The 22,710-nt window shown below is 46.9% G+C and carries 19 protein-coding genes; 11 read left to right on the top strand and 8 right to left on the bottom strand.

What is annotated here, in order from left to right; all coding sequences use genetic code 11:
- The first annotated feature begins 52 nt into the window (after positions 1-52).
- Together UNH61_RS04100 and UNH61_RS04095 are read left to right on the top strand one after the other, a co-directional pair.
- The gene (locus tag UNH61_RS04100; protein ID WP_326990845.1) at positions 53-556 is read left to right on the top strand and encodes a cupin domain-containing protein; all 504 of its coding nucleotides are present in this window, start codon (positions 53-55) and stop codon (positions 554-556) included.
- 50 nt (positions 557-606) lie between these two features.
- Positions 607-1,224 carry a DUF4230 domain-containing protein gene (locus tag UNH61_RS04095; RefSeq protein WP_326990844.1) on the top strand — a complete coding sequence of 206 codons (618 nt, stop codon included), beginning with the start codon at positions 607-609 and terminating at the stop codon, positions 1,222-1,224.
- A gap of 6 nt (positions 1,225-1,230) precedes the next feature.
- On the opposite strand, the gene UNH61_RS04090 is transcribed toward UNH61_RS04095, so the two are convergent.
- A complete protein-coding gene (locus UNH61_RS04090; RefSeq protein WP_326990843.1) occupies positions 1,231-1,950 on the bottom strand; it encodes a hypothetical protein in 720 nt (239 codons plus the stop codon).
- 251 nt (positions 1,951-2,201) lie between these two features.
- Here UNH61_RS04090 and UNH61_RS04085 point away from each other — a divergent pair, with 251 nt between their 5' ends.
- Positions 2,202-2,519, top strand: coding sequence for an RNA-binding protein (locus tag UNH61_RS04085; RefSeq protein WP_168739159.1), 318 nt, complete (start codon positions 2,202-2,204; stop codon positions 2,517-2,519).
- Between the two features lie 84 nt (positions 2,520-2,603).
- On the opposite strand, the gene UNH61_RS04080 is transcribed toward UNH61_RS04085, so the two are convergent.
- Genes UNH61_RS04080 through UNH61_RS04065 form a run of 4 tightly spaced genes read right to left on the bottom strand, consistent with a single transcriptional unit; the run spans position 2,604 to position 6,119 of the window.
- A complete protein-coding gene (locus UNH61_RS04080) occupies positions 2,604-3,917 on the bottom strand; it encodes a dihydrolipoamide acetyltransferase family protein (RefSeq protein ID WP_326990841.1) in 1,314 nt (437 codons plus the stop codon).
- Positions 3,918-3,977: 60 nt separating this feature from the next.
- Positions 3,978-5,231 (bottom strand): CinA family nicotinamide mononucleotide deamidase-related protein, encoded by a 1,254-nt coding sequence (locus UNH61_RS04075; protein WP_326990840.1) that lies wholly within the window; start codon positions 5,229-5,231, stop codon positions 3,978-3,980.
- Between the two features lie 21 nt (positions 5,232-5,252).
- The gene (locus UNH61_RS04070) at positions 5,253-5,669 is read right to left on the bottom strand and encodes a thioesterase family protein (protein ID WP_326990839.1); all 417 of its coding nucleotides are present in this window, start codon (positions 5,667-5,669) and stop codon (positions 5,253-5,255) included.
- 42 nt (positions 5,670-5,711) lie between these two features.
- The gene (locus UNH61_RS04065; RefSeq protein ID WP_326990838.1) at positions 5,712-6,119 is read right to left on the bottom strand and encodes a DoxX family protein; all 408 of its coding nucleotides are present in this window, start codon (positions 6,117-6,119) and stop codon (positions 5,712-5,714) included.
- Between the two features lie 316 nt (positions 6,120-6,435).
- Between UNH61_RS04065 and UNH61_RS04060 the strand changes: the two genes are divergently transcribed.
- The 3 genes from UNH61_RS04060 to UNH61_RS04050 all read left to right on the top strand — a co-directional run bounded on the left by UNH61_RS04060 (position 6,436) and on the right by UNH61_RS04050 (position 12,284).
- The gene (locus tag UNH61_RS04060) at positions 6,436-9,513 is read left to right on the top strand and encodes a tetratricopeptide repeat protein (RefSeq protein ID WP_326990837.1); all 3,078 of its coding nucleotides are present in this window, start codon (positions 6,436-6,438) and stop codon (positions 9,511-9,513) included.
- A gap of 47 nt (positions 9,514-9,560) precedes the next feature.
- Positions 9,561-11,210, top strand: a complete 1,650-nt coding sequence (locus tag UNH61_RS04055) for a hypothetical protein (protein WP_326990836.1) — start codon at positions 9,561-9,563, stop codon at positions 11,208-11,210.
- Between the two features lie 99 nt (positions 11,211-11,309).
- Positions 11,310-12,284 carry a hypothetical protein gene (locus UNH61_RS04050; protein ID WP_326990835.1) on the top strand — a complete coding sequence of 325 codons (975 nt, stop codon included), beginning with the start codon at positions 11,310-11,312 and terminating at the stop codon, positions 12,282-12,284.
- 3 nt (positions 12,285-12,287) lie between these two features.
- Here the strand turns inward: UNH61_RS04050 and UNH61_RS04045 are convergent, their stop codons facing one another.
- Positions 12,288-13,187: an SDR family oxidoreductase gene (locus tag UNH61_RS04045; RefSeq protein WP_326990834.1), complete on the bottom strand. Its 900-nt coding sequence runs from the start codon at positions 13,185-13,187 to the stop codon at positions 12,288-12,290.
- Between the two features lie 122 nt (positions 13,188-13,309).
- Positions 13,310-15,400, bottom strand: coding sequence for a prolyl oligopeptidase family serine peptidase (locus tag UNH61_RS04040; protein ID WP_326990833.1), 2,091 nt, complete (start codon positions 15,398-15,400; stop codon positions 13,310-13,312).
- Between the two features lie 171 nt (positions 15,401-15,571).
- Between UNH61_RS04040 and pfkA the strand changes: the two genes are divergently transcribed.
- From pfkA to UNH61_RS04015, 5 genes are all read left to right on the top strand, one after another.
- Positions 15,572-16,552, top strand: a complete 981-nt coding sequence (gene pfkA / locus UNH61_RS04035; protein WP_326990832.1) for a 6-phosphofructokinase — start codon at positions 15,572-15,574, stop codon at positions 16,550-16,552.
- A gap of 14 nt (positions 16,553-16,566) precedes the next feature.
- Positions 16,567-18,054 carry a pyruvate kinase gene (gene pyk, locus UNH61_RS04030; RefSeq protein ID WP_326990831.1) on the top strand — a complete coding sequence of 496 codons (1,488 nt, stop codon included), beginning with the start codon at positions 16,567-16,569 and terminating at the stop codon, positions 18,052-18,054.
- A 195-nt stretch (positions 18,055-18,249) separates the two neighbouring features.
- Entirely contained in the window at positions 18,250-19,356 is a 1,107-nt protein-coding gene (locus UNH61_RS04025) for a Fic family protein (protein WP_326990830.1), read from the top strand.
- A 67-nt stretch (positions 19,357-19,423) separates the two neighbouring features.
- Positions 19,424-19,999 carry a TetR/AcrR family transcriptional regulator gene (locus UNH61_RS04020; protein ID WP_326990829.1) on the top strand — a complete coding sequence of 192 codons (576 nt, stop codon included), beginning with the start codon at positions 19,424-19,426 and terminating at the stop codon, positions 19,997-19,999.
- A 112-nt stretch (positions 20,000-20,111) separates the two neighbouring features.
- The gene (locus tag UNH61_RS04015; protein WP_326990828.1) at positions 20,112-21,521 is read left to right on the top strand and encodes an MFS transporter; all 1,410 of its coding nucleotides are present in this window, start codon (positions 20,112-20,114) and stop codon (positions 21,519-21,521) included.
- Here UNH61_RS04015 and UNH61_RS04010 read toward each other — a convergent pair.
- Complete coding sequence (locus tag UNH61_RS04010) at positions 21,511-22,686, bottom strand: MFS transporter (protein WP_326990827.1); 1,176 nt, start codon at positions 22,684-22,686, stop codon at positions 21,511-21,513. The two genes, UNH61_RS04015 and UNH61_RS04010, sit on opposite strands and share 11 nt — an antisense overlap.
- Positions 22,687-22,710 lie beyond the last annotated feature (24 nt).

The raw sequence follows: 22,710 nt of genomic DNA, 5'->3' as shown, positions 1-22,710 counted from the left end.
AATCTTCGCGTATAATTCTTAATTCTTCATTCCTGATTCGTAATTTCTTTCTATGCAACATTCCGCCGCCAAATGGAGAGCACATCTCAAACTACAATCCCACGTGGAAGGCGGCGCCTTCCGCGAAACATACCGGGCCAACTGGATGCTGGAAAAATCAGCTCTTCCGGCTGGTATGGCCGGGGATCGCAATGCATCTACCTGCATCTATTTCCTACTGGAATACGGCGAGTTTTCTGCTTTTCACAGGATCGCTGCGGATGAAATCTGGCACTTCTATGATGGCGTTACACTCACCATCTACGAGATCCTGCCCGATGGCGCACTCCGGATCCACCGCCTGGGCCGCGATATCCAAAACAACGAAAGCCTGCAGGCCGTTGTACAGGCCGGCAACTGGTTCGCATCAAGAGTAGAAGTACCGGGCGGCTATGCACTGGCTGGTTGTACAGTAGCCCCAGGATTCGATTTCGCCGACTTTGAGCTGGCCGAAAAAGCCTCCCTGCTGACCGCTTATCCGAAACATGCCGCATTGATCGAAAGTCTTACCAGATAACTGTAACGACTATACGATTCCTGATATACGTTTTTTACTAAATTGCATGCATGAAAAAAATCATCTATCTCATCGCTGCTATATTGCTCGGATGGCTGATCTTCTGGCTTGGCAAAAGGTTTGGCACTACCAACGTAAGCCAGCAGGTGATCTCCAACAGCACAATTGTCAGGGAAATTGCCGAGCTGTCGTCGCTGGATGTACAGGGTTCCGCCAGCATCAAAAGAAGTAATATCGAAAACAGTGGCGACTGGACAGATAACCTGAAGAAGGCATTCCTCGAAAACACGGTATGGGTCACTATTCCATATGAGGCAAAATATGGGGTGAATGTGGATGAAAAATTGTTTAAAGTACAACTGACCGACAAAAAAATCCTGATTCACCTGCCAGCACCCAGCCTGCTCAGCTATGAATTGAAAATGGATCGTATGGAAACTTCCAACCGCAAAGGCTGGTTCCTGTCCCAGGATGATGAAACGTATACGGATGTTCAAAAGTCGCTGTACAAAACGTCGAGGGCACAACTGGAGAATAACCCTGTCTATATACAACAATCAAAAGACAAGATAAAGAAGGTGATGGAGCAGTACTATGCCCCATTTCTGAAAGATCACACCCTGGAGATTGAGTATGAAGGAGATACAAAAGCACCGGCGCTGAAATAATCCGGTCTAGGCCGCCTGTTCAGCAATATACTTCACCAGGCTGCGTTTCGCAATGGGTAATAACGTTTCATCGACCGGCAATACCAGTGAAGTTTCCGCACAATACACCGCCGGGTTTGGCATGTTGTTCCGTTCCCTGATGAGCATGGTTTTGATATGCCCTATGGTATGCGCCAGATCCTTTTTGTAGGCGCTCACATATTGGGTATGGATACCTCTGAATTTTTCGTCGTGCCGTTCGAAAATAGTGAGCCGGTAAGCATACACCAGCGTTTGGGTACAACGGCCATCACACAGCATCAGGTAGCCTTCAGCAGTTTCCAGCGGTATCAAACCTACCGGAAAAATACTCAGATTCTCCGCCACATACTCATAGATCTCCGTCCCCTCTTTAATAGTGCTGTTCAGCTGTGGCAGCGAATACTGGATGATATTTTCCAGTTCTCCCATCAACTCATCGTCTGCTATCAGCTGCTCATACAGCAATTCCAGTTTTTCCAGGTTCACGGCCGTCAGACGGCGGGGAAACTGCTGCTGTAAAAACTGCTTGTTATCGCGGAAAGCCAGCAGGTTATTGTAGTGGAAAATGATGTCAGACAACTGAGGATAAAGCTTACTCTGATTGAAATAATGGTTGATTTCCTGCAGATATGCCAATAGCGTATACTTTTTCAGCTCAAAATCTATGTACCCGTCCGCAAACCAGGTTTCACTTAGCGATCCCATAATAATAAAATTTAATGGATTATATCCTGAATTTACGAAAAAAACCCGGTAAGCGGACTGTCAGCAACCAGGTTTCACACTATTTTACGAAATATTTATTAACGCTGAAATGGCCCACTATAAAGGCCTCGCGCAGTCATGCGTTGGTAAAAAAAACGTCGGATCAAAAAAGATTTCAAAGCTGTCTTATTTATTAGCTTTATTTTCATAACTTCAGTATATTATTTATCATTTTTTTAATTTCAGTTATCATGAACATTTATGTTGCCAACCTGCACTATAGGTTGACTGATGAAGATCTCCATCAGATTTTCAGCGATTTTGGAGAGGTTACCTCTGCCAAAGTTATCAAAGACCACGAAACAGGACGCTCACGCGGTTTTGGCTTTGTGGAGATGCCTAATCAGGAAGAAGGAGCAAAAGCTATGGATAGTTTAAACGGCAGCGAGATCGAAGGCAAGCAACTAATGGTAAACGAAGCAAGACCTAAACAACCGAATAATAATTTCAAAGGTGGCGGTGGCAACCGTGGCGGCGGAGGATATGGCTCCCGCGATCGTCGTTATTAATAATTTCCCCTTTATTTTTCGGCACAAGGAATTGAAAAAAGGCGCTCATTAACTAAGCGCCTTTTTTTATGATTTTGCTGTTTATTACACACTTTTCTTAGGATCAAAGTTCTCCAGTTCCTGTGCCACTGCAGTCAGGAAAGTGGCGCCCAGCGAACCGTCTACGATACGATGGTCATATGACATAGAGAGGTACATCATGTGCCGGATGCCAATAGTATCACCATCGGGCGTTTCAATCACCACCGGACGTTTCTTGATAGCACCTACCGCCAGGATAGCCACCTGTGGCTGGTTGATGATGGGTGTACCCATCAGGCTACCAAAGGTACCCACGTTTGTGAGGGTGAATGTACCGCTTTGCGTGTCTTCCGGCTTCAGCTTATTCTGACGGGCCGCATTGGCCAGGCTGTTTACCTGTCGCGTTAATCCCACCAGATTCAGCATATCTGCATTCTTAATCACCGGTACAATCAGGTTGCCGCTGGGCAGCGCAGTAGCCATACCGATGTTGATATCTTTCTTGATAATGATCTTATCCCCGTCTAAAGAGCAGTTGATCAATGGGAAACGCTTGATGCATTTTACGATTGCCTCTATGAAAAGCGGCGTAAAGGTGAGTTTTTCTCCTTCTCTCTTCTCGAAATCTCCTTTAATGCGTTCGCGCCATTTCACCATGTTGGTCACATCTGCTTCGGCAAAGCTGGTCACATGCGGACTGGTTTGCTTGCTCATCACCATGTGATTAGCAATCAGTTTGCGCATGCGGTCCATTTCAATGATCTCCACATTACCGTTATAGGTAGGGGAAGCCACCGTGGTTACTGCCTGTTGGCGGGCGGCAGGTGCTGCAGCCGGAACCGGTTCCGGTGTTACATCAGGAACAACCTTTCCGGCACGGCGGTCGGCCACATATTGCAGAATGTCTTTTTTGGTAACGCGGCCATCATTGCCGGAACCAGGGATTTTCTCCAGGTCGGCAAAGCTGATGCCTTCCTGTTGTGCGATAGTCAGTACCAGGGGAGAATAAAATCTGGCGCCACCGGAAACAGGAGCTTCCACCACTGGCGTATGAACGGGCGCTGCGGTGAACTTCGGTTCCGGAGCTGCAGGCGCTGCGGCAGGAGCAACAGGTACTTCCACAGTTGGAGCGGCGGTATTGGTATTAATACGGGCAATAACGGTACCTACCGGCACCACGTCATTTTCATTGAAGAGCAGTTCAGTGATTTCTCCCTCCGCAATCGAAGGAACCTCGCTGTCCACCTTGTCTGTGGCAATTTCAAGTACAGTCTCATCTACTTTTACGTGATCGCCTGCCTTTTTATGCCAGCGCAAAATGGTGGCTTCCATGATGCTCTCCCCCATTTTTGGCATTACCAATTCTACAATGGCCATAAGATTTAATAGTGTTTTAGTGCGGAAACAAAAATAAGGGAATTGTATCAATTCAAATTCCTATTCCAGAATGAGTTTCCGCAACTCATTCATGGCATAAACTGCTGTCATCTGCGTATTCCGTTCGCGATCATAACGCAGCTGATATTTAACTGTTACCACTTTCTCCTTTTCTTTAGCTGCCACTGCTATCCACACCGTACCCACCGGCTTTTCCGGTGTGCCGCCATCAGGCCCCATGATCCCCGACACTGCTATGGCATAATCCACATCCAGCAAAGATAAGGCGCCTGCCACCATTTCCCGGACGGTAGCTTCACTGACAGCGCCATGCGCCAGCAGTGTTTCCTGTTTTACACCGAGCATTTTCTCTTTCATCTGATTGGCGTAGGTGACGGCGCTTCCTCTGAAATAAGCGGAACTGCCCGGTACTGCTGTAATCCAGCTGGCTATCAACCCTCCGGTACAGCTTTCCGCAGTACCCACTGTTTCTCCCCGCTCCAGTAACATTTGGCCCAATACCTCGCCGATCGTGATATCCTGATCGGCTACCGTAATATCTGCCAACAGCTCTTTGAGTTGATGAAAATGTGTACTCACCTCTGCTGCTATTGATACCTTATCTTTTCCCTGCCCTGTAAGCCGCAGCTTCAGCAGGCTGTAACTGGGCAGGTAAGCGAGTTTGATATGTGGCGGTAATTTTGCTTCAAATGCAACCAGCCGTTCTGCTACAAAAGATTCTCCCATTCCGGAAGTAATCAGCGTCTGATGCACTACTGCCGGCGTTTTGAAGTGTATTTCCAGCCGGGGTAATACATAGTTTTCCATGATTCCCTTCATTTCATGCGGCACTCCCGGCATGGATACATAGATCTTTCCATCTTTCTCGAACCACATCCCCGGAGCAGTACCCCGTTGGTTTTCAATGATGGTAGCGGCTTCCGGCACCATGCTCTGATCGATATTCCGCTGCAACAACGGCAAACCACGGCTCTCGAAAATATGTATCACATTCCGCAGGGCCGCCTGATCCTGTACCAGTCTTGTATTAAAGTACTCGCACAGCACAGGCTTCGTAATATCATCTGCCGTAGGCCCTAAACCTCCGGTGATTAATACAATATCCGAAACAGCTGATTCTTTGGCGAGTGCCTCCAGTATATCTTCCCTCACATCGCCTATGGCTACACGCCGGTGCACCCAGATGCCCATGGCATTCAACTGCTGCGCGATCCAGGCAGAATTTGTATCGATCGTTTGCCCTATCAGCAACTCATCGCCAATGGTGATGATGCTGGTCGTGATCTTGTCCATAATTGCTTGTTTTTCCCGGCATTAAGCCTGTTCAAAAAACGGTTCCAGCCTTTTTTTCAACTCTGCAGGCAGTCCTGCTTTCTGTTTGGTTTTGGCATCAAGGAACACCAGGGTGGTAACGCCCACATTCAGCAACTCGTTCTTTTCATTATACAACTCGCTGTGAAACTGTATCTTAGAGCTTTTAGGCAATTCTTTGAGTATAGTCTTTACCGTTATGAGGTCATCATAATACGCAGGCCGCAAATACTTTACATGCAACTCCGCCACCGGCATGATAACGCCCTGGTCTTCCAGCTCCTTATAACTGAACCCCAGCTCCCTGATGGCTTCCGCCCTGCCTACTTCGTAATACAGGCCATAATTGCCGTAATAAAGATATCCCATCTGGTCCGTTTCTCCATAACGTACACGAATGGTGGTAGTACTGATAAACATGGCTCCTCTGTTGTTTTTATGCTAAACTGATACTTGAAAATTTTATTTGCCCAGTGCGCCGTCCAGCGAAAACTTACCAGGCCCTGTAAACAACAATGTTATAAATGCTGCAAGGTACAGCAATGGCAGCTCTTTTTCATTGATGGGTTTGTGCGACTGAATGATAAAGATGATCACGCCCATACAAATGCTCAGCGGAATAGCGGCCAGCCTGGTCAGCAGTCCGATGATCAATAGTACGGCACAAAAAACCTCTGCAAACACGGTCATTCCCAGCGAAATTTTATGGCCCACTCCTAACGGGTCGGGAAAAGAATTCATTTTGGCAGTAAAATTGATCAGTTTGGGCCAGCCGTGCAACAGTATCATACCGCCGAATACCACCCGGAGCACCAGCATTGAAAAGCTTACTGCTCCGTTAGTATAGCCGGTAGAGAACAGTTTCCTCATAGTAGGTAAGGTTTTTGTGCTAAAATTATTTTCGCAAGATAAAATAATCGATTATGCCATCTTTCCGGAGTTATCCACATTGTTAGAAACCCGGTCGGAAAAGACAAGATATAACTTTTATATTTGCTGAGATAGGGCCGTAGCGTACCGGAAACCGAAGAGAAAGAGCATTGTGATGCCGGACCATACAACATGAATAACCGGTATTTTCCGCGCCACACCGTTGCTTTCCGGCTATGTTGAAATCTTTCGCAGGAAATATTTTGCCCGATAATCCGTTTTAAACGCATATTCAAAGAGACATAACAGCTTAAGCATGCAATTCATAAGAAAAGTTTTTATTCCCGGACATCTGTACGTATCCATGCTGGCGTTTACCGGCGCAGGTCTGGCAGGACTGCCTCACGCGCAGGCGCAGCAAACCCGCGTTTATACAGATCCGGAAAAAGTATTCAAAGACGCACAACGGTATTTCCAACAGGAGAAATATGCTGTGTCTATGCAGCTTTTCAAACAAACTATCGATAACATCGACTACTTCCATGAAACTAACCGCGATCTGGTAAAAACAGATGCTTTCTACTATTACACCATCTGTGCACTGAAGCTGCAACAGGATGATGCAGAAAAGGAAGCGCTGAAATTCCTGAAACTCGCCAACAACAACGCTCGCGAAGAACTGGTCAGCTATCAGCTGGCTAAGTACTACTTCCGGCAGAATAAACTGAAAGAAGCCATTCCGCTGTACGAGAAAGCCAATATAGAAAACCTCTCCAACGCGGAAATCGCTGAAGCAAAGTTCGAACTGGCTTACTGCTACTTCAACGTGAAAGACTTCCAGAAGGCACAACCGCTGTTCTCTTCCATCAAGGATATTCCCGGTAAATACAATATCCCCGCTAACTATTACTATGGTTTCATCTCCTACTACAACCACCAGTATACAGACGCCCTCAGCAGCTTCCAGAAAGTAGTGGCAGAGCCCAAATACGCCAACGTTGTACCTTACTATATCGCGGAGATTTATTACTTCCAGGGTAAAACAGATCAGCTGATCTCCTACGCAGAGCCCCTGGTTGAGAAAGGCGGCCAATACTATGAAGCAGAGATGAAACAACTGCTGGGTAAAGCCTACTTCGAGAAAAAACAATACAAAAAATCTTTGCCTCTCCTGCAGGATTACCAGGATAATTCCGATGAGGTAAGAAATGAAGATATTTACCAGCTTTCTTACGCTTATTACCAGACGAATAACCTCAGCAAGGCTATCTCAGGATTCAAACGACTGAGTAGTTCTAAAGACTCGCTTGGTCAGAACTCCATGTACCTGCTGGGCGACTGTTACCTGCGTACCGGTCAGAAAGCCAATGCCCGCAACGCTTTCGCGTTCTGCGCCAGCAACAGCTCCAATCCGGAACAACAGGAAATATCCCGCTTCAACTACGGAAAACTGTCGTACGAGCTGGGCTACCCGGATGCTGCGCTTACGGAGCTAACCCAGTTTGTGAAAACCTACCCCCAATCTCCCTACAATAAAGAAGCACGGGAGATCCTCGTAAATCTTTTCATGAACAGCAACAACTACAAAGACGGGCTGGCTACCATTGAAATGATACCTGATAAAAATCCGACTGTACTGAAGGCCTACCAGAAAGTAGCTTTCGGCCGTGCCACTCAGCTGATCAACGATCAGCAACTGGGTGAAGCCGACCGCCTGCTGGATATCGCCATCAGGAATCCATACGATCCACAGATCAAACAACTCGCACATTTCTGGAAAGCGGAGATCGCCCTGCGTCAGAACAAACCTGATGTGGCCATCCCTAACCTCAAAGCATACCTCAGCACTACTGCTCCTGTATCCGGCGAAGCCAATGCGCAAACAGCCAGCTACAATCTGGGATACAGCCTGCTGAAACAGGACAAGTACGCAGATGCATTGCCTTACTTTGAATCTGCCCAGCATGTCAGCGGACCTAATGCCACCCGCCTCGCCTCCGACGCTGCCCTGCGCAGCGCCGACTGCTATTACATGATGCGCCAGTTCCCGAAAGCATTGTCGTTGTACGACCATATCATCAGCAACAACGAACCAGGCGCCGATTACGCCACTTATCAGAAGGCAGTAATTCTGGGATTACAGGGCAAACAGGCCGACAAACTCGCCCTGCTCAAACAACTGAACAACAAATTCCCCTCTTCCGGTTTCAATAATGAAACGGACATAGAGATCGCCAATACTTACCTGGCGCAGGAAAAATATACCGAAGCAATTCCTTTTCTGGAAAACGTGCTGCAGAAACAACCCAATGGCGCCAACGCTCCCAGGGCTTTACTGAAACTCGGTTTGTGCTATTACAACAAAGACAACGACAGTAAAGCATTGGCCTACTACCGTCAGGTGGTAGAAAAATTCCCCGGATCGCCGGAAGCCAACGAGGCGCTGCAAAGCATGAAATCGATCTATGTGAGCCAGGGTAAAACCGACGACTACCTGGCATTCCTGAAAGCCAGCGGCAAAACGGTGACCGCTTCTGCAGAAGATTCACTGGCCTACGCAGCGGCGGAATCGAAGTTTACCAACAACGATTGCAGCGGCGCTACAGTGGCGTTCAACAGCTATATCCAGAAATATCCGAACGGACAATTTATCCTGCCGGCTTATTTCTACAAAGCAGAATGTGCTTATAACAGTAAAGACTATACGAGCGCACTGCCTGCCTACGAATACGTGTTATCGCGCAACAGCAGCCTGTATGCGGAAAGAGCCGCTCTCCAGGCCGCCAATATCAACTTCTACCAGGCTAAGAATTACGAAAAATCCAGAACTTATTACCTGCAGCTGCAGGATCTTGCTACCAGCAAAGAAAACAGTCTTGCTGCCACCAGGGGGCTTCTCCGCAGCAACTATCAGCTGAAACACTGGGACGAAATATCCAACTACGCCGAAATGCTGCTGGCTACCGCCAATATCAGTACCGACGATCAGATCATCGCCCATTTCTACCGTGGTAAATCTTTACAGCATGCCAACGACTATGCTGCCGCTATCGCTGAATTCAAAACTGTTGCGGGAATGACCAAATCCGAAACCGGTGCGGAAGCCCGCTACAGCATTGCCGATTGCTACCTGCAGCAGAATGAGCTGGATGCTGCGGAAAAAGCTGGTTTCGATGTCATCAAAAACACGCCTTCCTACGAATACTGGGTGGCTAAATCATATATTCTGCTGGGTGATGTATATGCCCGTCAGAAGGACTATTTCAACGCCAAAGCTACTTACCAGAGTATTGTTACCAACAGCTCCATTGCTGAGCTGAAACAGGAAGCAAAAGAAAAACTGGCAAAAGCAGAAGCAGATGAAAAAGCTGCCGGTAAAAAACCAAAGAAATAACAGTCATTTCAGGACGCAGGAATTTTGATCTTTAAGCGCAACAGAGCATGAATATTCAAACAGCATATAACAAACGAACTTTCTTCTTTACTGCACTGGGCATGGCCGGACTGATGATTTCGCAGACCGCCGCTGCACAGGAACAGCTGAAACAGGAAACTATTGATATCATTTCCACTAACCAGCCCAAGCTGCGGGATGCGTACAAACTGAATCTCACAGCATCGCTACCGGGAATCGACACCGCGCGCCCTTCACTGAAATATGAAATACCAGCCCTGAACCTGAATTTCATGTACCAGGCAGCTCCCCTGAAGCCCCTGGCATTAGGTAGAGACTCGCTTTCCTATCTCCAGAATAATTTCGTAAAACTGGGATATGGCAATTACAACACGCCATATGTACAAGCCGGATTCGGCAGTGGCAGACAGAATATGTACAACTATGGCCTGTACGTGAACTACACCGGTTCAAAAGGAAAAGATATTCCTGACCAGGATTACAGCAACCTGAATGTACTGGCTTCCGGCTCCTATCTGCTACCGAAACTCAAATTCGACGGAAGTGTAGGATATGACCGTAATACCGTGCATTACTACGGCTATGGCCATGATACCGCCAATTATAAGAAGAAGGATATCGAACAAACCTTCAATCAGCTGACGGCCAGCGTGAGCATGCAAAACCGGCCGCAGAACGACTGGGCATTTACGTTCCAGCCGCAGGTGAAATTCATTCTCTTCCGCGATTCCTACCAGCGTACAGAGAATACGTTCCTCCTGAAAGCGCCTATACGCAAACAGGTATTTGAAGATATCTTCATACAGGCAGAAGGAGTGTTTGACCTGTCGACCTACAAAGAAGCCAGCAATCGCGCTATCAACAATAACATCGTATCCATCCACCCGGCTGTGGATATCATTAAACCCGGATTTGTACTGCATGCGGGTGTGAATCCCACCTGGACCAACAGTAAGTTCTATCTCCTGCCAGATATCGTGAACGAGTCGCACCTGGTGAGGAAAAAACTGATCCTGAGCAGCGGATGGATTTCTTATTTTGAAAAGAACTCCTACCGTAACCTGGCTAACAAAAATCCTTTCCTGAACGGATTACCCGGCGAAATGCTGAATACAAGGGTAGAAGAGAAATACACGGGTATCAAAGGTACACTGGGCAGCCATTTCAACTACAACACGAAATTTGCTTCTGTAACCTGGTACAATATGCCATTGTTCGTGAACGACAGCGCTGATACCAAGAAATTCACCACGCGTAATGAAACGATGCTGCGCGCGTTCCAGCTGCATGCGGAAGTGGGCTATATTGAAGAAGAATTATTCCAGGCCAGGGTGAGTTTCGACTGGTACAACTATAACAAGCAGGAAGCAGAGGTGAAACCCTGGCATCTGCCAGCGTTTCAGGGCGACCTCTTTATGCAGACCACCATCGCGAAAAAGTTGCACCTTAATGCCGATCTGTTTGCGCTGAGCGGCAGCTATTACCTGCTTCCGAACAAAGATTTTGGTAAAACCAAAGGCGCCTGGGATCTGAATGCCGGTGCATCCTATGATATTGGCAAAAACTTCGGCCTCTGGGTAAATGCCAATAACATTTTCAATAGTCATTATCAACGCTATTACCTCTATCCTACCTATGGATTCAATATTGTGGGAGGAGTAATGATTAAGTTTTAACTTTGAGCCGGCTACCGTTTTAAGCTTACTCCGGTGTTTCCGGCGTATCTTTAACCGTAGCCGGCTTACAGCTGCCGGCTGTTTTTAAAAGTGATATCTATGTTCCTTTCGCAGTATATCCAGGAGGTATTATTCAAACAGCATATTTGTGTGGTGCCCGGGCTGGGTACATTTACCATGCAGCATTTCCCGTCGAGGTTCGATGCTGGCGCAAATTCGCTGACCGCCCCCTACGAGGAGGCGTTGTTTTCCCCGAGCTGGGACGACGATGGTTCCTGTGTGGAATGGATTGCGCTGAAAGAAAACCTGGTACCCGCTATTGCCCAGCGCAAACTGGAAAAATACCTGGCAGAACTGAAAACCAGCCTGCAATCTGGTACACCGCTGAACATTCCCGGAATAGGGCAACTTGAGAGCGATGCTGCCGGCAACCTTCATTTCCATCCTGAACAACTGCCCACTGAAAAAACAGCTATCCATATTACCCCGGCCCGCCGGCCAGACAACAACAATGTTGTACCCCCCACCCCAACTGTAGCAACAGCGTCTGTTGCAGCAACACCGGAACCTCCGCTGCCGGCAACTTCGCTGGAGCCGATGATGACGGAAGAAATGGAAGAAACACTCGATGCCGTAACAACAGAAAGTGGGTTCAAATGGTGGTGGGCGGCTATTCCTATAGCCATGATCGTTATAGGGCTTGCTGCCTGGTGGTATATTTCCAGCGTACCCGCTGCAGTAACTGCCGCCAATTCTCTTGGATCCGATACTGCTACTGCCCGGCAAATGGCTGCGGCGGCCGATTCACTGAAAAAAGTAATGGCCGATTCTGCTGCAAAAGCAGCGGTTACTGAGCTAAGCTATTTTGCGGTGATCGAGTCTTATACTGATAGCACCAGAGCGGCTAAAAAACAAAAACAACAGGCCGCGTGGGGCCGTTCCCTCGTTGTTTATAAAAGAGACCAGATATACAGGATTGCACTGGAACTGCATTCCCTTCCGGCAGATACTACCCGTCAGCTGGACAGTATCCGGAATATATACGGTAACAAGGTATTTCTGGAATTTAAATAATCATCAGATTTTAATCTCAGCAGCCACAATTTCCAGCCCTTCTGCAAAAGTACGGGGCCTGTAGCCCAATTCCCGGGCGGCTTTGTCGATTATCAATCCGGTTTTTGCCGGCCTGGCAGCCGGTTGAGCAAGGGTTTTGGAGCTGATCTTTTCCACCAGTGAGGTATCCAGTTTAAAGAATTCAGCTGTTTTTATGGCCATATCATAAGGAGTGAGCACTTCACTGCCGGAGATATTAAAGTACCCCGAAGCTTTCTTATTGGCAATGAGCAAACAGCCCAGCGCCAGGTCATGACACAAGGTAGGCGTGCGCCATTGGTCATCCACCACTTTCACCTTCTTCCCCTGTTGCAGGTTGTTTTTCACCCAGGTGATCATGTTATTCCGGTGTGGATCGGCCACTACGCCATATACCAATACCGTACGAACAATCGCCCACTGCAATTTGCTGTTATGCACCAGCCGCTCCGCAGCTACTTTGCTGGTGCCATAATAATTGATGGGATTTACAACGGCATCTTCGCTATAAGGCCCCTGTAAGCCATCAAAAACGAAATCTGTGGAGAGGAAAATAAAGAAAGCATTGCAGCTTTCAGCAGCATGAACGAGATAACGGGTGGCACCCACGTTAGTGTCCCAGCAGGCATCTTTGTTTTTCTCACAATCATCCACCTGCGACATAGCGCCGCCATGAATGATGATATCCGGCTGATGCTTGTCGACCAGTTGCTTTACACTGGCTGCATCCCGGAGGTTCACGGCCTCATAGGTGTAATTATCCCGTTGCGGGAAACGATTCGGACCTCGGCCTGTAGCGATCACTTCATATTTTCCATCTTGCAGAAAAAGCGGGATCAGATGCTGTCCCAATAATCCGTTACTTCCAGTTATAAGTACCTTCATTTTTTAATTACGCTATCTCTAAAGATAAGAAAAAAAGCAGAAGGCAAAAAAGCGACGGAACATAGATGCGGATGAATGTATTGTTCCAGGCATACCTTTTTGCCTTCCGTTACCGGTTTGCATTATTTGCGCATACCAAGATTATACATGGTAAACGCCCATATATCAGTAGCTTCATCGATCTGTTTGGAGGTAGGTTTACCTGCCCCATGCCCGGCCTGGGTTTCAATACGGATCAGTGCCGGGTTCGGCCCCGCATTATCGGCCTGCAGAGTAGCGGCAAACTTAAACGAGTGTGCCGGCACCACGCGATCGTCGTGATCGGCGGTGGTGATCAGGGTAGCCGGATACGATGTGCCTGGCTTCAGATTATGCAATGGCGAATACTTTAACAGGTATTTGAATTGCTGTTCATTGTCGCTGCTGCCATATTCCACCGCCCAGGCCCAGCCAATGGTAAATTTCTGGAAGCGAAGCATATCCATCACACCTACCGCAGGCAACGCTACCTTAAAAAGATCCGGCCGCTGGGTCATACAGGCTCCTACCAGCAGCCCACCGTTGGAACCGCCACGGATCGCTACTTTACCAGGATTGGTGTATTTAGATTTTATCAGAAACTCTGCTGCCCCGATAAAATCATCGAACACGTTCTGCTTCTTGTCGAGCATCCCCGCTTTATGCCAGGCTTCACCATATTCACTGCCGCCACGAAGTGATACAACAGCGTATATACCGCCCTGCTCCATAAAATACAGGTTCGATACCGCAAAACCAGGAGTTACCGGAATATTGAATCCACCATAGCCGTATAACAATACCGGATTGTTGCCATCCTGTTTGATCCCTTTCTTATATGACAGGAATACAGGTACTTTGGTACCATCTTTACTTTCAAAGAAAACCTGTTTGGTTTCGTAAGCGGTGGGATCAAATTTTGCTTCCGCCTTATTATATAAGGTGGATTTTCCGGTGCTGATATCATATTTGTATATAGACGACGGTACAACAAAGGATGTATAAGTATAGAAAAACTCTTTGTTTTCCCGTTTTGATCCGAAGCCGCTGGCGGTGCCAATGCCAGGGAGTGTTATTTCATGCTCCGGTTTTCCTTTATAGTCGTACTGCATAACACGGGTAGCAGCATCTTTCAGGTACGACAGAAACAGTTTTCCGCCTCCGGTGCCCACACTCATCAGCGCTTCCTTTTGCTCCGGCACTATTACTTTCCAGTTAGCTTCTGCGGGATTAGCGGGATCAATCAATACAATTTTATAATTGGGCGCACCATGATTCGTGCGTACCAGCAATTTATCCCCATCATTATCTATCACATCTGGTTCGTACGCAAATCCCCTGATCAGCAGGGAAAAGCCCTGTTGCGCCGGATTATGCATATCACGGAACCATACTTCCCTGCCGGAAGTGCCTTCCGAAGTATGGAGAATGAGAAAGCGTTCGTCTTCCGTTACTTCAACACCGGCATTCCGTAAAGGATGTTCGTCATCTTTATATATCAGTTCATCTTTTTCCTGCGGGTCTCCCAGGCGGTGATAGTATACTTTATGAAACTCGTTCTTGCCCGACAGGCGGCTTTTCTCATCGGGTTTATCGTAACGGCTATAGTAAAGGCCATTACCTCTCCACGACAGGCCACTAAATTTCACCCATTCCAGTTTATCGGACAGCAGCTGTTTGGTAGCCACATCCATAATGAAGCCTTCCTGCCAGTCGGAACCCGCCTTCGCCAGCATATAAGCAGCGTATTTACCATCTTTGGAGAAAGAAATAGTACCCAGCGCGGTGGTACCATTTGCCGATAATTTATTCGGATCAAGGAATACCTCCGGGGTACCATCCGGGGTTGCACTACGATATAGTACTGCCTGGTTCTGCAAGCCATCGTTTTTATAGAAGTAATAGTAATTACCGTGTTTCACGGGGGCACTTGTTTTTGGGTAATTCCATAATTCTTCCAGGCGTTTGCGGATATCGTTACGGAATGGGATTTTAGCGAGATAATCGTCAGTTATTTTATTCTGTTCAGTAACCCATGCCCTGGTTGCATCGCTATGATCATCTTCCAGCCAGCGATAAGGGTCTGAAATACTGGTTCCATGATAGTTATCTACCGTACCCACTTTTTTCGTTTCCGGATAACGGATAGCAGGTTGTTGTGCTATCGCTTGTCCGGCTAATAAACTCGCACTCATAAAGATCCACCTCCTATTGCTTTTTTTATACATGCGTAATATTTTTTGAAAAATTTCTCTACTTTGTTTGATGGAAATTAAAAATTTAGGTTATTTCATCAGATAACAGTTAGAAAACAATTGCAAAATGTTATTTTTGTGCGCCTTTAAGATATTTTTTTAGCAATTTATATGAAAAAACTCAACAACATTGCAGTCCTTACGTCGGGGGGAGATGCTCCAGGCATGAACGCCGCAGTTCGTGCCGTTGTAAGAACGGGCATTTATCATCAGCTGAATGTGTATGGCATTATGTACGGCTATAGGGGAATGTTGAAAAACGAGATTTTCCCGATGGAGTCCAAGTCGGTCGCCAATATCATCCAGCGCGGCGGCACTATATTGAAGACCGCCCGGTGCAGAGAGTTCTATGAATATGAAGGGCGAAAAATGGCTTATGAGAATCTGAAAAAACACAACATTGACGGGCTGGTAGTGATTGGAGGAGACGGATCGTTCAATGGGGCGCAAAAGTTCAGCCAGGAATTTGATATTCCGTGTATAGGCTTGCCTGGTACTATTGACAAGGACATTGCGGGAACTGATTATACCATTGGATTTGATACAGCAGTAAATACCGCCGTGGAAGCCATAGATAAGATCAGGGATACTGCAGATGCGCACGATCGTTTATTTGTGATAGAAGTAATGGGCCGGGATGCCGGATATATTGCTTTACACAGTGGTATCTCCACAGGCGCCGAGCACATATTGTTGCCTGAACGCAAAACTGAAGTAGAAGACATTATTGAAGAACTGCAGGCAAATGAGCGCCGCAGAAAACTGGTTAACCTGATAGTGGTAGCTGAAGGAGATGAAACCGGAGGCGCGCAGGAAGTTGGACGCATTATTAAAGAAAGATGTCCGCAACTGGATACCCGCGTAAGTATCCTGGGGCACATTCAACGTGGCGGAGCTCCTACCTGCACAGATCGCATTCTGGCGAGCCGCCTGGGTTATGCCGCTGTAGATGCCCTGCTTGAAGGCATTCACAACGTAATGATCGGCGTTGTTAATGACAGGATCCATTACACTCCTCTTGATAAAGCTGTAAAAGCTAAACAGGAAATTGACCCCGAATGGTTTAAGATTGTTAAAATTCTTGCGAGTTAAAAAAAATCAGACTTATGAGTACAAAGGATCTTTCGAAATACTATCACAAGCAGATGGATAACGCTGCTGGTAGGGAGCATTCATCACATAAAACTAAGATCGTGGCCACAGTAGGCCCGGCATGCGATACCTATGAAGGACTGCTTTCCCTTGTAAAAGCCGGCGTGAACGTTTTCCGCCTGAACTTTTCACATGGCTCGCATGAAGACAAACTGAGGATCATCGGATACATCCGTCAGATCAACAAAACAGAACCTTATACCGTAGCCATCCTGGCTGATCTGCAAGGCCCGAAACTGCGCGTGGGTGAAATCGAGAACAACGCACTGCCACTGAAAAAAGGTGATATCCTCACCTTCGTAAACGAGAAAGTGGTAGGCAATATGGAAAAAATCTACGTTTCCTATCCCGACCTGTATAAAGATCTCAAACCAGGCCAGAAAATTCTGCTGGACGACGGTAAAATTGAAACTCAGGTAAGAGAGCTCACTGCTAACGGTGAAATCAAAGCAGAAGTAACCCTGCCTGGTGTGCTTTCCTCCAAAAAAGGTTTCAATCTTCCTGATACCAAGATTTCCCTCCCTGCACTGACTGAAAAAGATATTGTCGACCTCGAGTTCATCATCGATCACGAATGTGACTGGGTAGCCCTCTCATTTGTGAGAAGTGTGAAAGACCTTGCAGACCTGCGTAAACGTCTGGAAGCACGTAATTCCAAGATGAAGGTGATCTCTAAAATCGAGAAACCTGAAGCAATACAGAACCTGAAAGAGATCATCTGGGAAAGCGACGGCGTAATGATTGCCCGTGGCGACCTCGGTGTTGAGCTGCCTGTAGAGCAGATCCCGATGATCCAGAAAGATATTATCCGTAAATGTATCCACCGTGCTAAGCCCGTTATCGTGGCTACACAGATGATGGAAAGCATGATGGACCGTACCCGCCCGAACCGTAGTGAAATCACTGACGTGGCCAACGCCGTACTGGAAGGCGCCGACGCTGTGATGCTCTCCGGTGAAACAGCTACCGGTATGTTCCCTGAACTGGTAATCCAGACCATGAACAAAATCATCCAGGAAGTGGAAAAAGAAGCGATCATCTACAACCGTAACCTGATCCCTCACCGCCACTCTCCAACCTTCCTCAGCGATGCACTCTGCTACAATGCCTGTAAAATTGCGGAAGACCTGGATGCAGATGCCCTCATTGGTATGACTCAAAGCGGCTACACCGGCTTTATGCTCAGCAGCTACCGCCCACGCAGCCCGCTTTATATCTTCACAAAAGAAAAGACCCTGGTGAATCAGCTGAGCCTCAGCTGGGGTGTTCGTGCCTTCTTCTACGAAGAAGAAGAAAGCCTCGATGATATCGTTTTCGATCAGATCAATATCCTGAAAGAAAGAGGTTTCATCAAGAGCGGCGATGTAGTTGTAAATACAGGAAGTACGCCTGTTAAACAGCATCTGCCAACGAATATGCTGAAGATTACGAAAGTAGATTAAGGAAGAATTAAGAATTAGGGATAAAGAATTAAGAAATAGAGCGAAGACCTTAGCGAGTGTTGATAAATCGCTAAGGTCTTCGCTCTATTTCTTAATTCTTTATCCCTAATTCTTAATTCTGTGTGAGCCGAATAAATAAAGTATTCGGCTCATTTTTTGGCTATATTTGAGCCGAATACTTTATTTATTCGGCTCATGAAATACAACTGGCAACAACCAGACTGGACGAATTTTGACTATGATCTGCAAGGAATTGAGGATGCATTATTTGCTTTTGCAGAGGCAACAGGACACATTACCGGCATACTAAAAGGTATGCCAGACGGTGCCCAACAAGAAGCTATCATCGATGCAATGGTGGCTGAGGCCGTCAAAACATCAGCGATAGAAGGTGAATTTATCAGCCGTCAGGACGTTGTTTCTTCCATCCGCAACAAATTAGGTCTGAATAAAAAACACGTGTCAGTAAAGGACAAAAAAGCACGAGGAGCCGCAGAGTTAATGGTCGATGTAAGGAATTCCTATGAGGCCCCCCTCTCCAAAGAAAAGTTATTTGAATGGCATAAAATGCTTTTACGGGAAAGCCGTGGTATCCAAACAGGTGTCTGGCGCAAAGGTTCTGAACCAATGCAAGTGATTTCCGGTACCATTGGCAGGGAGAGAATTCACTTTGAAGCCCCTCCATCAAACAGCGTACAGAAAGAAATGGACCGGTTTATACGCTGGTTTAATGATACGGCACCAGGAGGGAAAAAAGAGATCAAAAAAGCACCCGTTCGTTCTGCAATTGCACACTTATACTTTGAATCTATTCATCCTTTTGAAGATGGAAATGGCCGCATAGGTAGAGCCATAGCCGAAAAAGCATTGTCCCAAACTATAGGTCGGCCAGTACTACTCAGCCTTTCCCGTACCATTGAAACTAATAAAAGAGCTTATTATACCGCACTTGAAACGGCACAACGCAGCAACGAAATCACAGAATGGATCAGCTATTTTGTTAGCGCAATCCGCGACGCTCAGCAACAAACCAGTCAACTTATCGAATTCACACTTGCGAAAACCAAATTCTTAGATCGCTTTAGAGATAAATTAAATGACCGGCAGTTGAAACCCGTTCTGAAAATGTTAGATGCCGGGTTGGAAGGCTTTGAAGGAGGTATGACCGCCAGGAAATATATATCTATTACTAAAACCTCCAAAGCCACAGCCACCAGAGATCTGCAAGCGCTCGTCGATATAGGAGCGTTGACTGAGGTAGGCGGCGGGAGAAGCAGCCACTATTTGTTGAATATCCAATAAAAGATCCAATCTTCAATCTAAAACAGACAGACTTGTCTGTTTGATATATTTTCCCTAATATTGTATCATGAAAGAAAACGGTGCAAAAGAACGGATACTGAACACAGCCTGCGACTTATTCTATGAGCAGGGGTATCAGGCTACCGGCATTAACCAGATCATTGCTGAAGCCGGTATTGCCAAAGCCAGCCTGTATCAGCATTTCCAGTCGAAGGATGCACTGCTTACAGAATACCTCCAACGTACCCGTGTACTCAACCACGAGGAAAGAATGGCGTATATCAACAAACTGGCACCGGGCAAAGACAGGCTGATCGGTTTGTTTGAGTACCGGATGCTTCATATGGAGAAGAAAAACTTCAAAGGCTGCGCTTTCATCCGTATTGCCTACGAATTACCGGAAATCAGTGAAGAATCCATGGAGCAGATTCGTATTCATAATCAAACGCTGAAGACCTTCATCTCTGAACAGTTACAGCTCATCAAACATCCTTTCCGGGAAGAAGACCTCCGGGAAATGACAGATATGATACTGAATCTGTACGAAGGCGCCGGTATGCAGGGATATATGCAGAAGTCAGTGAAACCCGTGGAAATGGCGCTTAAAGTGACGAAGAAATTACTCGCAGGACTTCATAAGTAAACCACAAATATTCCATCATCAATTCGTTTCCGTCGGCTATCAGCTATCGCCGGTAACTAATACTACGTTTCGTTAAAGATCAATATCAACCCTCTCCATTAAAAATTTTATCATGGAAAAAACAGACCAGTCTGTATATTTTCAGACAAGAACAATTAATCCCTGGGTATCTCTGGCCGTTATATTACTGGCGCCGCTGATTACTGTAGTGGATGTTTTTATTGTCAATATCAGCACCCCGGCTATTAAAACCTACTTCGGCAGCTCCGATGCAGCACTGGAACTGGTCATTGCCTCCTATCTGCTGGGTTACGCGGTGTTTCTTATCACCGGCAGCCGTACCGGCGATTACCTTGGTAAAAAGAAAGTATTTATACTCGGACTGGCAGCATTTACTGTTACCTCGGCCATGTGCGGATTTGCGAACTCGATGAACATGCTGATAGCATCCCGTTTCCTGCAGGGCGTTGCTGCGGCATTCACTGTACCACAAACCATTACACTCATACAGTTGAATTTCCAGGCACCTGAAGACCGCGACAAGGCCTACGGCCTCTATGGCATGGCCCTCGGCACAGGAGCCACATTGGGGCAGTTCCTGGGTGGCTACTTCATATCTTCCCACATTATTGCCGACAGCTGGCGGCTTATTTTCCTGGTAAACGTTCCGTTTGGTATCGTGGCCATCCTGCTGACCTGGTTTCTGGTGCAGGAATCCGGGCAAAACAGGTCGACCCGCTTCGATGTGCCGGGCATTATACTGCTGACGCTTACCCTGTCTCTCCTTATTTACCCTATTATACAAGGCACAGAACTGGGCTGGCCGCTATGGACGCGCCTCATGCTGATAAGCGCTATGCTGTTACTGGCAACATTTGTATGGTATCAATTCAAAAGAGAACAACGGGGGCGCGATCCGCTGGTGCCCATGAAACTCTTTACGATACGGAGTTTCACGACCAGCATACTCAGCGTGTTGTTCTTCTTCGGTGTGAATACTTCTTATATTTTTACAGCTGCGATCTACTTTCAGAACGGTTTTCACATCTCCCCGTTTGCCACAGGTAATTACTTTGTGATGCAAACCATTCCCTTTCTGCTGGCTTCTTTGTGGTCGATCAGGTATGCGGCAAGATATGGTATTCGCCTGTTACAGGTGGCCTGTGGATTGATGATATTTTCTTTTATCCTCCAGATAATTTTATTCTATGGAAACATTGCTACCATGTATGATATCCTCCCCTGCCTGATCATTTACGGCGTTGGGTCGGGTATCCTGATGCCTTCGCTGCTGAAGGTAGCCATGAAGGATATGCCCACAGAAAGAGCTGGCGCGGCCAGCGGAGTATATTCCACTGTACAGCAGTTTGCCTCCGCATTGGGCGTAAGCATGTTGGGAGGTATTTTCCTTTATCTGGCACGCCATTCCGGCAATTATTACGTTGCCTATAAAATAGCGCTTTGCTGTATGATAGGCTACCTGCTGGTGGTGATGTTACTACTGACCAGGACTAAGCGCTAATAGCTGTATTGGCTTTTTTGTAAGTGGCCAGGTAGATGATCAACGCAGTAGAGATCAGCGCAATACCGGCGATACAAACGCCACTCCATTGTGCAAACGACCATACCCACAAACCGATACCGGAGCCAAGAGAGGTGCCGATAAAACTGGTGGTCATAAACACCGTGTTCAGGCGGTTCCTGGCTTCGGGCATAAGGGTGTAAATACGCGTCTGGTTGGATACATGAATCCCCTGTAAACCCAGGTCTATCGCTATTATGCCGGCTACAATGCCAACGAGGCTGGTACGGAAGATATAAAACAAAAAGTAACCCAGGAAAAGGAAAATAATGCCGTATCCTATCGCAATGCGCGGGTTCTTTTTATCTGCAATACGTCCTATCAGGGGAGCTCCCAGTGCGCCTGCAGCCGCTGCAAGCCCCATGAAACCAATCTGTTCGCTCGTATACCGGAAAGGTGGGGCCGACAAGAGGAACACCACAGTTGTCCAGAACATACCAAACATCGCAAAGCAGCATGCATTAATAGCAGATGCTTCCCGCAGCACCGGTTGTTCCCGGATCAGTGTCAGCAGGGATTTCATCAGATCGCTGTAGGACCCCGTGAAGGAAGGTTTGCTGTTAGGAAAAGATATCATCATGATTACCGCCAGCAGCGCACTGATGCCGGATGCAATCCAGAACATAGCCTGCCATCCGAAACGATGCCCGATGATTCCGCTTAGGGTCCGGGATAATAATATGCCCACCAATAACCCACTCATAATAGTACCGATCACTTTTCCTCTGCTGGCAGGATCGGATAGATTAGCAGCCAACGGTAATATCAGCTGAGGCACTACTGATGTGAAACCAATCAGTAGTCCTGTTATTTTCAGCATAGTTACATTCGTGGACATGGCTGCAACAGCCAGTACTACAGCAGCTGCCGCTGTCATCACCACTATCTGACGCTTGCGCTCCAGTTTATCTCCCAATGGTACACAAAACAACAATCCAAGTGCATACCCTACCTGTGTGAAAAAAGTGATCTGTCCCGCGTTGCTTTCTGATACCCCTAACTTATCTGCAATCAGCACCAGCAACGGTTGACTGTAATAGATATTCGCTACTATCAATCCTGTGCAAAGCGCCATGATCATAATATTCCATCTGCTGAGCCCCATAAAAAACTATTATATTTTGAGCCG

The organism is Chitinophaga sp. 180180018-3, from assembly GCF_037893185.1.
Classification (GTDB): Bacteria; Bacteroidota; Bacteroidia; order Chitinophagales; family Chitinophagaceae; genus Chitinophaga.
Note: the sequence above shows the minus strand (reverse complement) of the source record. Positions and strands in the feature narration are given on the sequence as shown.

Excerpts from the sequence above, each read along its gene's own strand:
- UNH61_RS04050 (WP_326990835.1), top strand. The coding sequence starts at position 11,310 with ATGTTCCTTTCGCAGTATATCCAGGAGGTATTATTCAAACAGCATATT.
- UNH61_RS04010 (WP_326990827.1), bottom strand. The coding sequence starts at position 22,686 with ATGGGGCTCAGCAGATGGAATATTATGATCATGGCGCTTTGCACAGGA.
- UNH61_RS04025 (WP_326990830.1), top strand. The coding sequence starts at position 18,250 with ATGAAATACAACTGGCAACAACCAGACTGGACGAATTTTGACTATGAT.
- UNH61_RS04080 (WP_326990841.1), bottom strand. The coding sequence starts at position 3,917 with ATGGCCATTGTAGAATTGGTAATGCCAAAAATGGGGGAGAGCATCATG.
- UNH61_RS04065 (WP_326990838.1), bottom strand. The coding sequence starts at position 6,119 with ATGAGGAAACTGTTCTCTACCGGCTATACTAACGGAGCAGTAAGCTTT.
- pyk (WP_326990831.1), top strand. The coding sequence starts at position 16,567 with ATGAGTACAAAGGATCTTTCGAAATACTATCACAAGCAGATGGATAAC.
- UNH61_RS04095 (WP_326990844.1), top strand. The coding sequence starts at position 607 with ATGAAAAAAATCATCTATCTCATCGCTGCTATATTGCTCGGATGGCTG.
- UNH61_RS04060 (WP_326990837.1), top strand. The coding sequence starts at position 6,436 with ATGCAATTCATAAGAAAAGTTTTTATTCCCGGACATCTGTACGTATCC.
- UNH61_RS04015 (WP_326990828.1), top strand. The coding sequence starts at position 20,112 with ATGGAAAAAACAGACCAGTCTGTATATTTTCAGACAAGAACAATTAAT.
- UNH61_RS04075 (WP_326990840.1), bottom strand. The coding sequence starts at position 5,231 with ATGGACAAGATCACGACCAGCATCATCACCATTGGCGATGAGTTGCTG.
- UNH61_RS04055 (WP_326990836.1), top strand. The coding sequence starts at position 9,561 with ATGAATATTCAAACAGCATATAACAAACGAACTTTCTTCTTTACTGCA.
- UNH61_RS04045 (WP_326990834.1), bottom strand. The coding sequence starts at position 13,187 with ATGAAGGTACTTATAACTGGAAGTAACGGATTATTGGGACAGCATCTG.
- UNH61_RS04100 (WP_326990845.1), top strand. The coding sequence starts at position 53 with ATGCAACATTCCGCCGCCAAATGGAGAGCACATCTCAAACTACAATCC.
- UNH61_RS04090 (WP_326990843.1), bottom strand. The coding sequence starts at position 1,950 with ATGGGATCGCTAAGTGAAACCTGGTTTGCGGACGGGTACATAGATTTT.
- pfkA (WP_326990832.1), top strand. The coding sequence starts at position 15,572 with ATGAAAAAACTCAACAACATTGCAGTCCTTACGTCGGGGGGAGATGCT.
- UNH61_RS04040 (WP_326990833.1), bottom strand. The coding sequence starts at position 15,400 with ATGAGTGCGAGTTTATTAGCCGGACAAGCGATAGCACAACAACCTGCT.
- UNH61_RS04085 (WP_168739159.1), top strand. The coding sequence starts at position 2,202 with ATGAACATTTATGTTGCCAACCTGCACTATAGGTTGACTGATGAAGAT.
- UNH61_RS04070 (WP_326990839.1), bottom strand. The coding sequence starts at position 5,669 with ATGTTTATCAGTACTACCACCATTCGTGTACGTTATGGAGAAACGGAC.
- UNH61_RS04020 (WP_326990829.1), top strand. The coding sequence starts at position 19,424 with ATGAAAGAAAACGGTGCAAAAGAACGGATACTGAACACAGCCTGCGAC.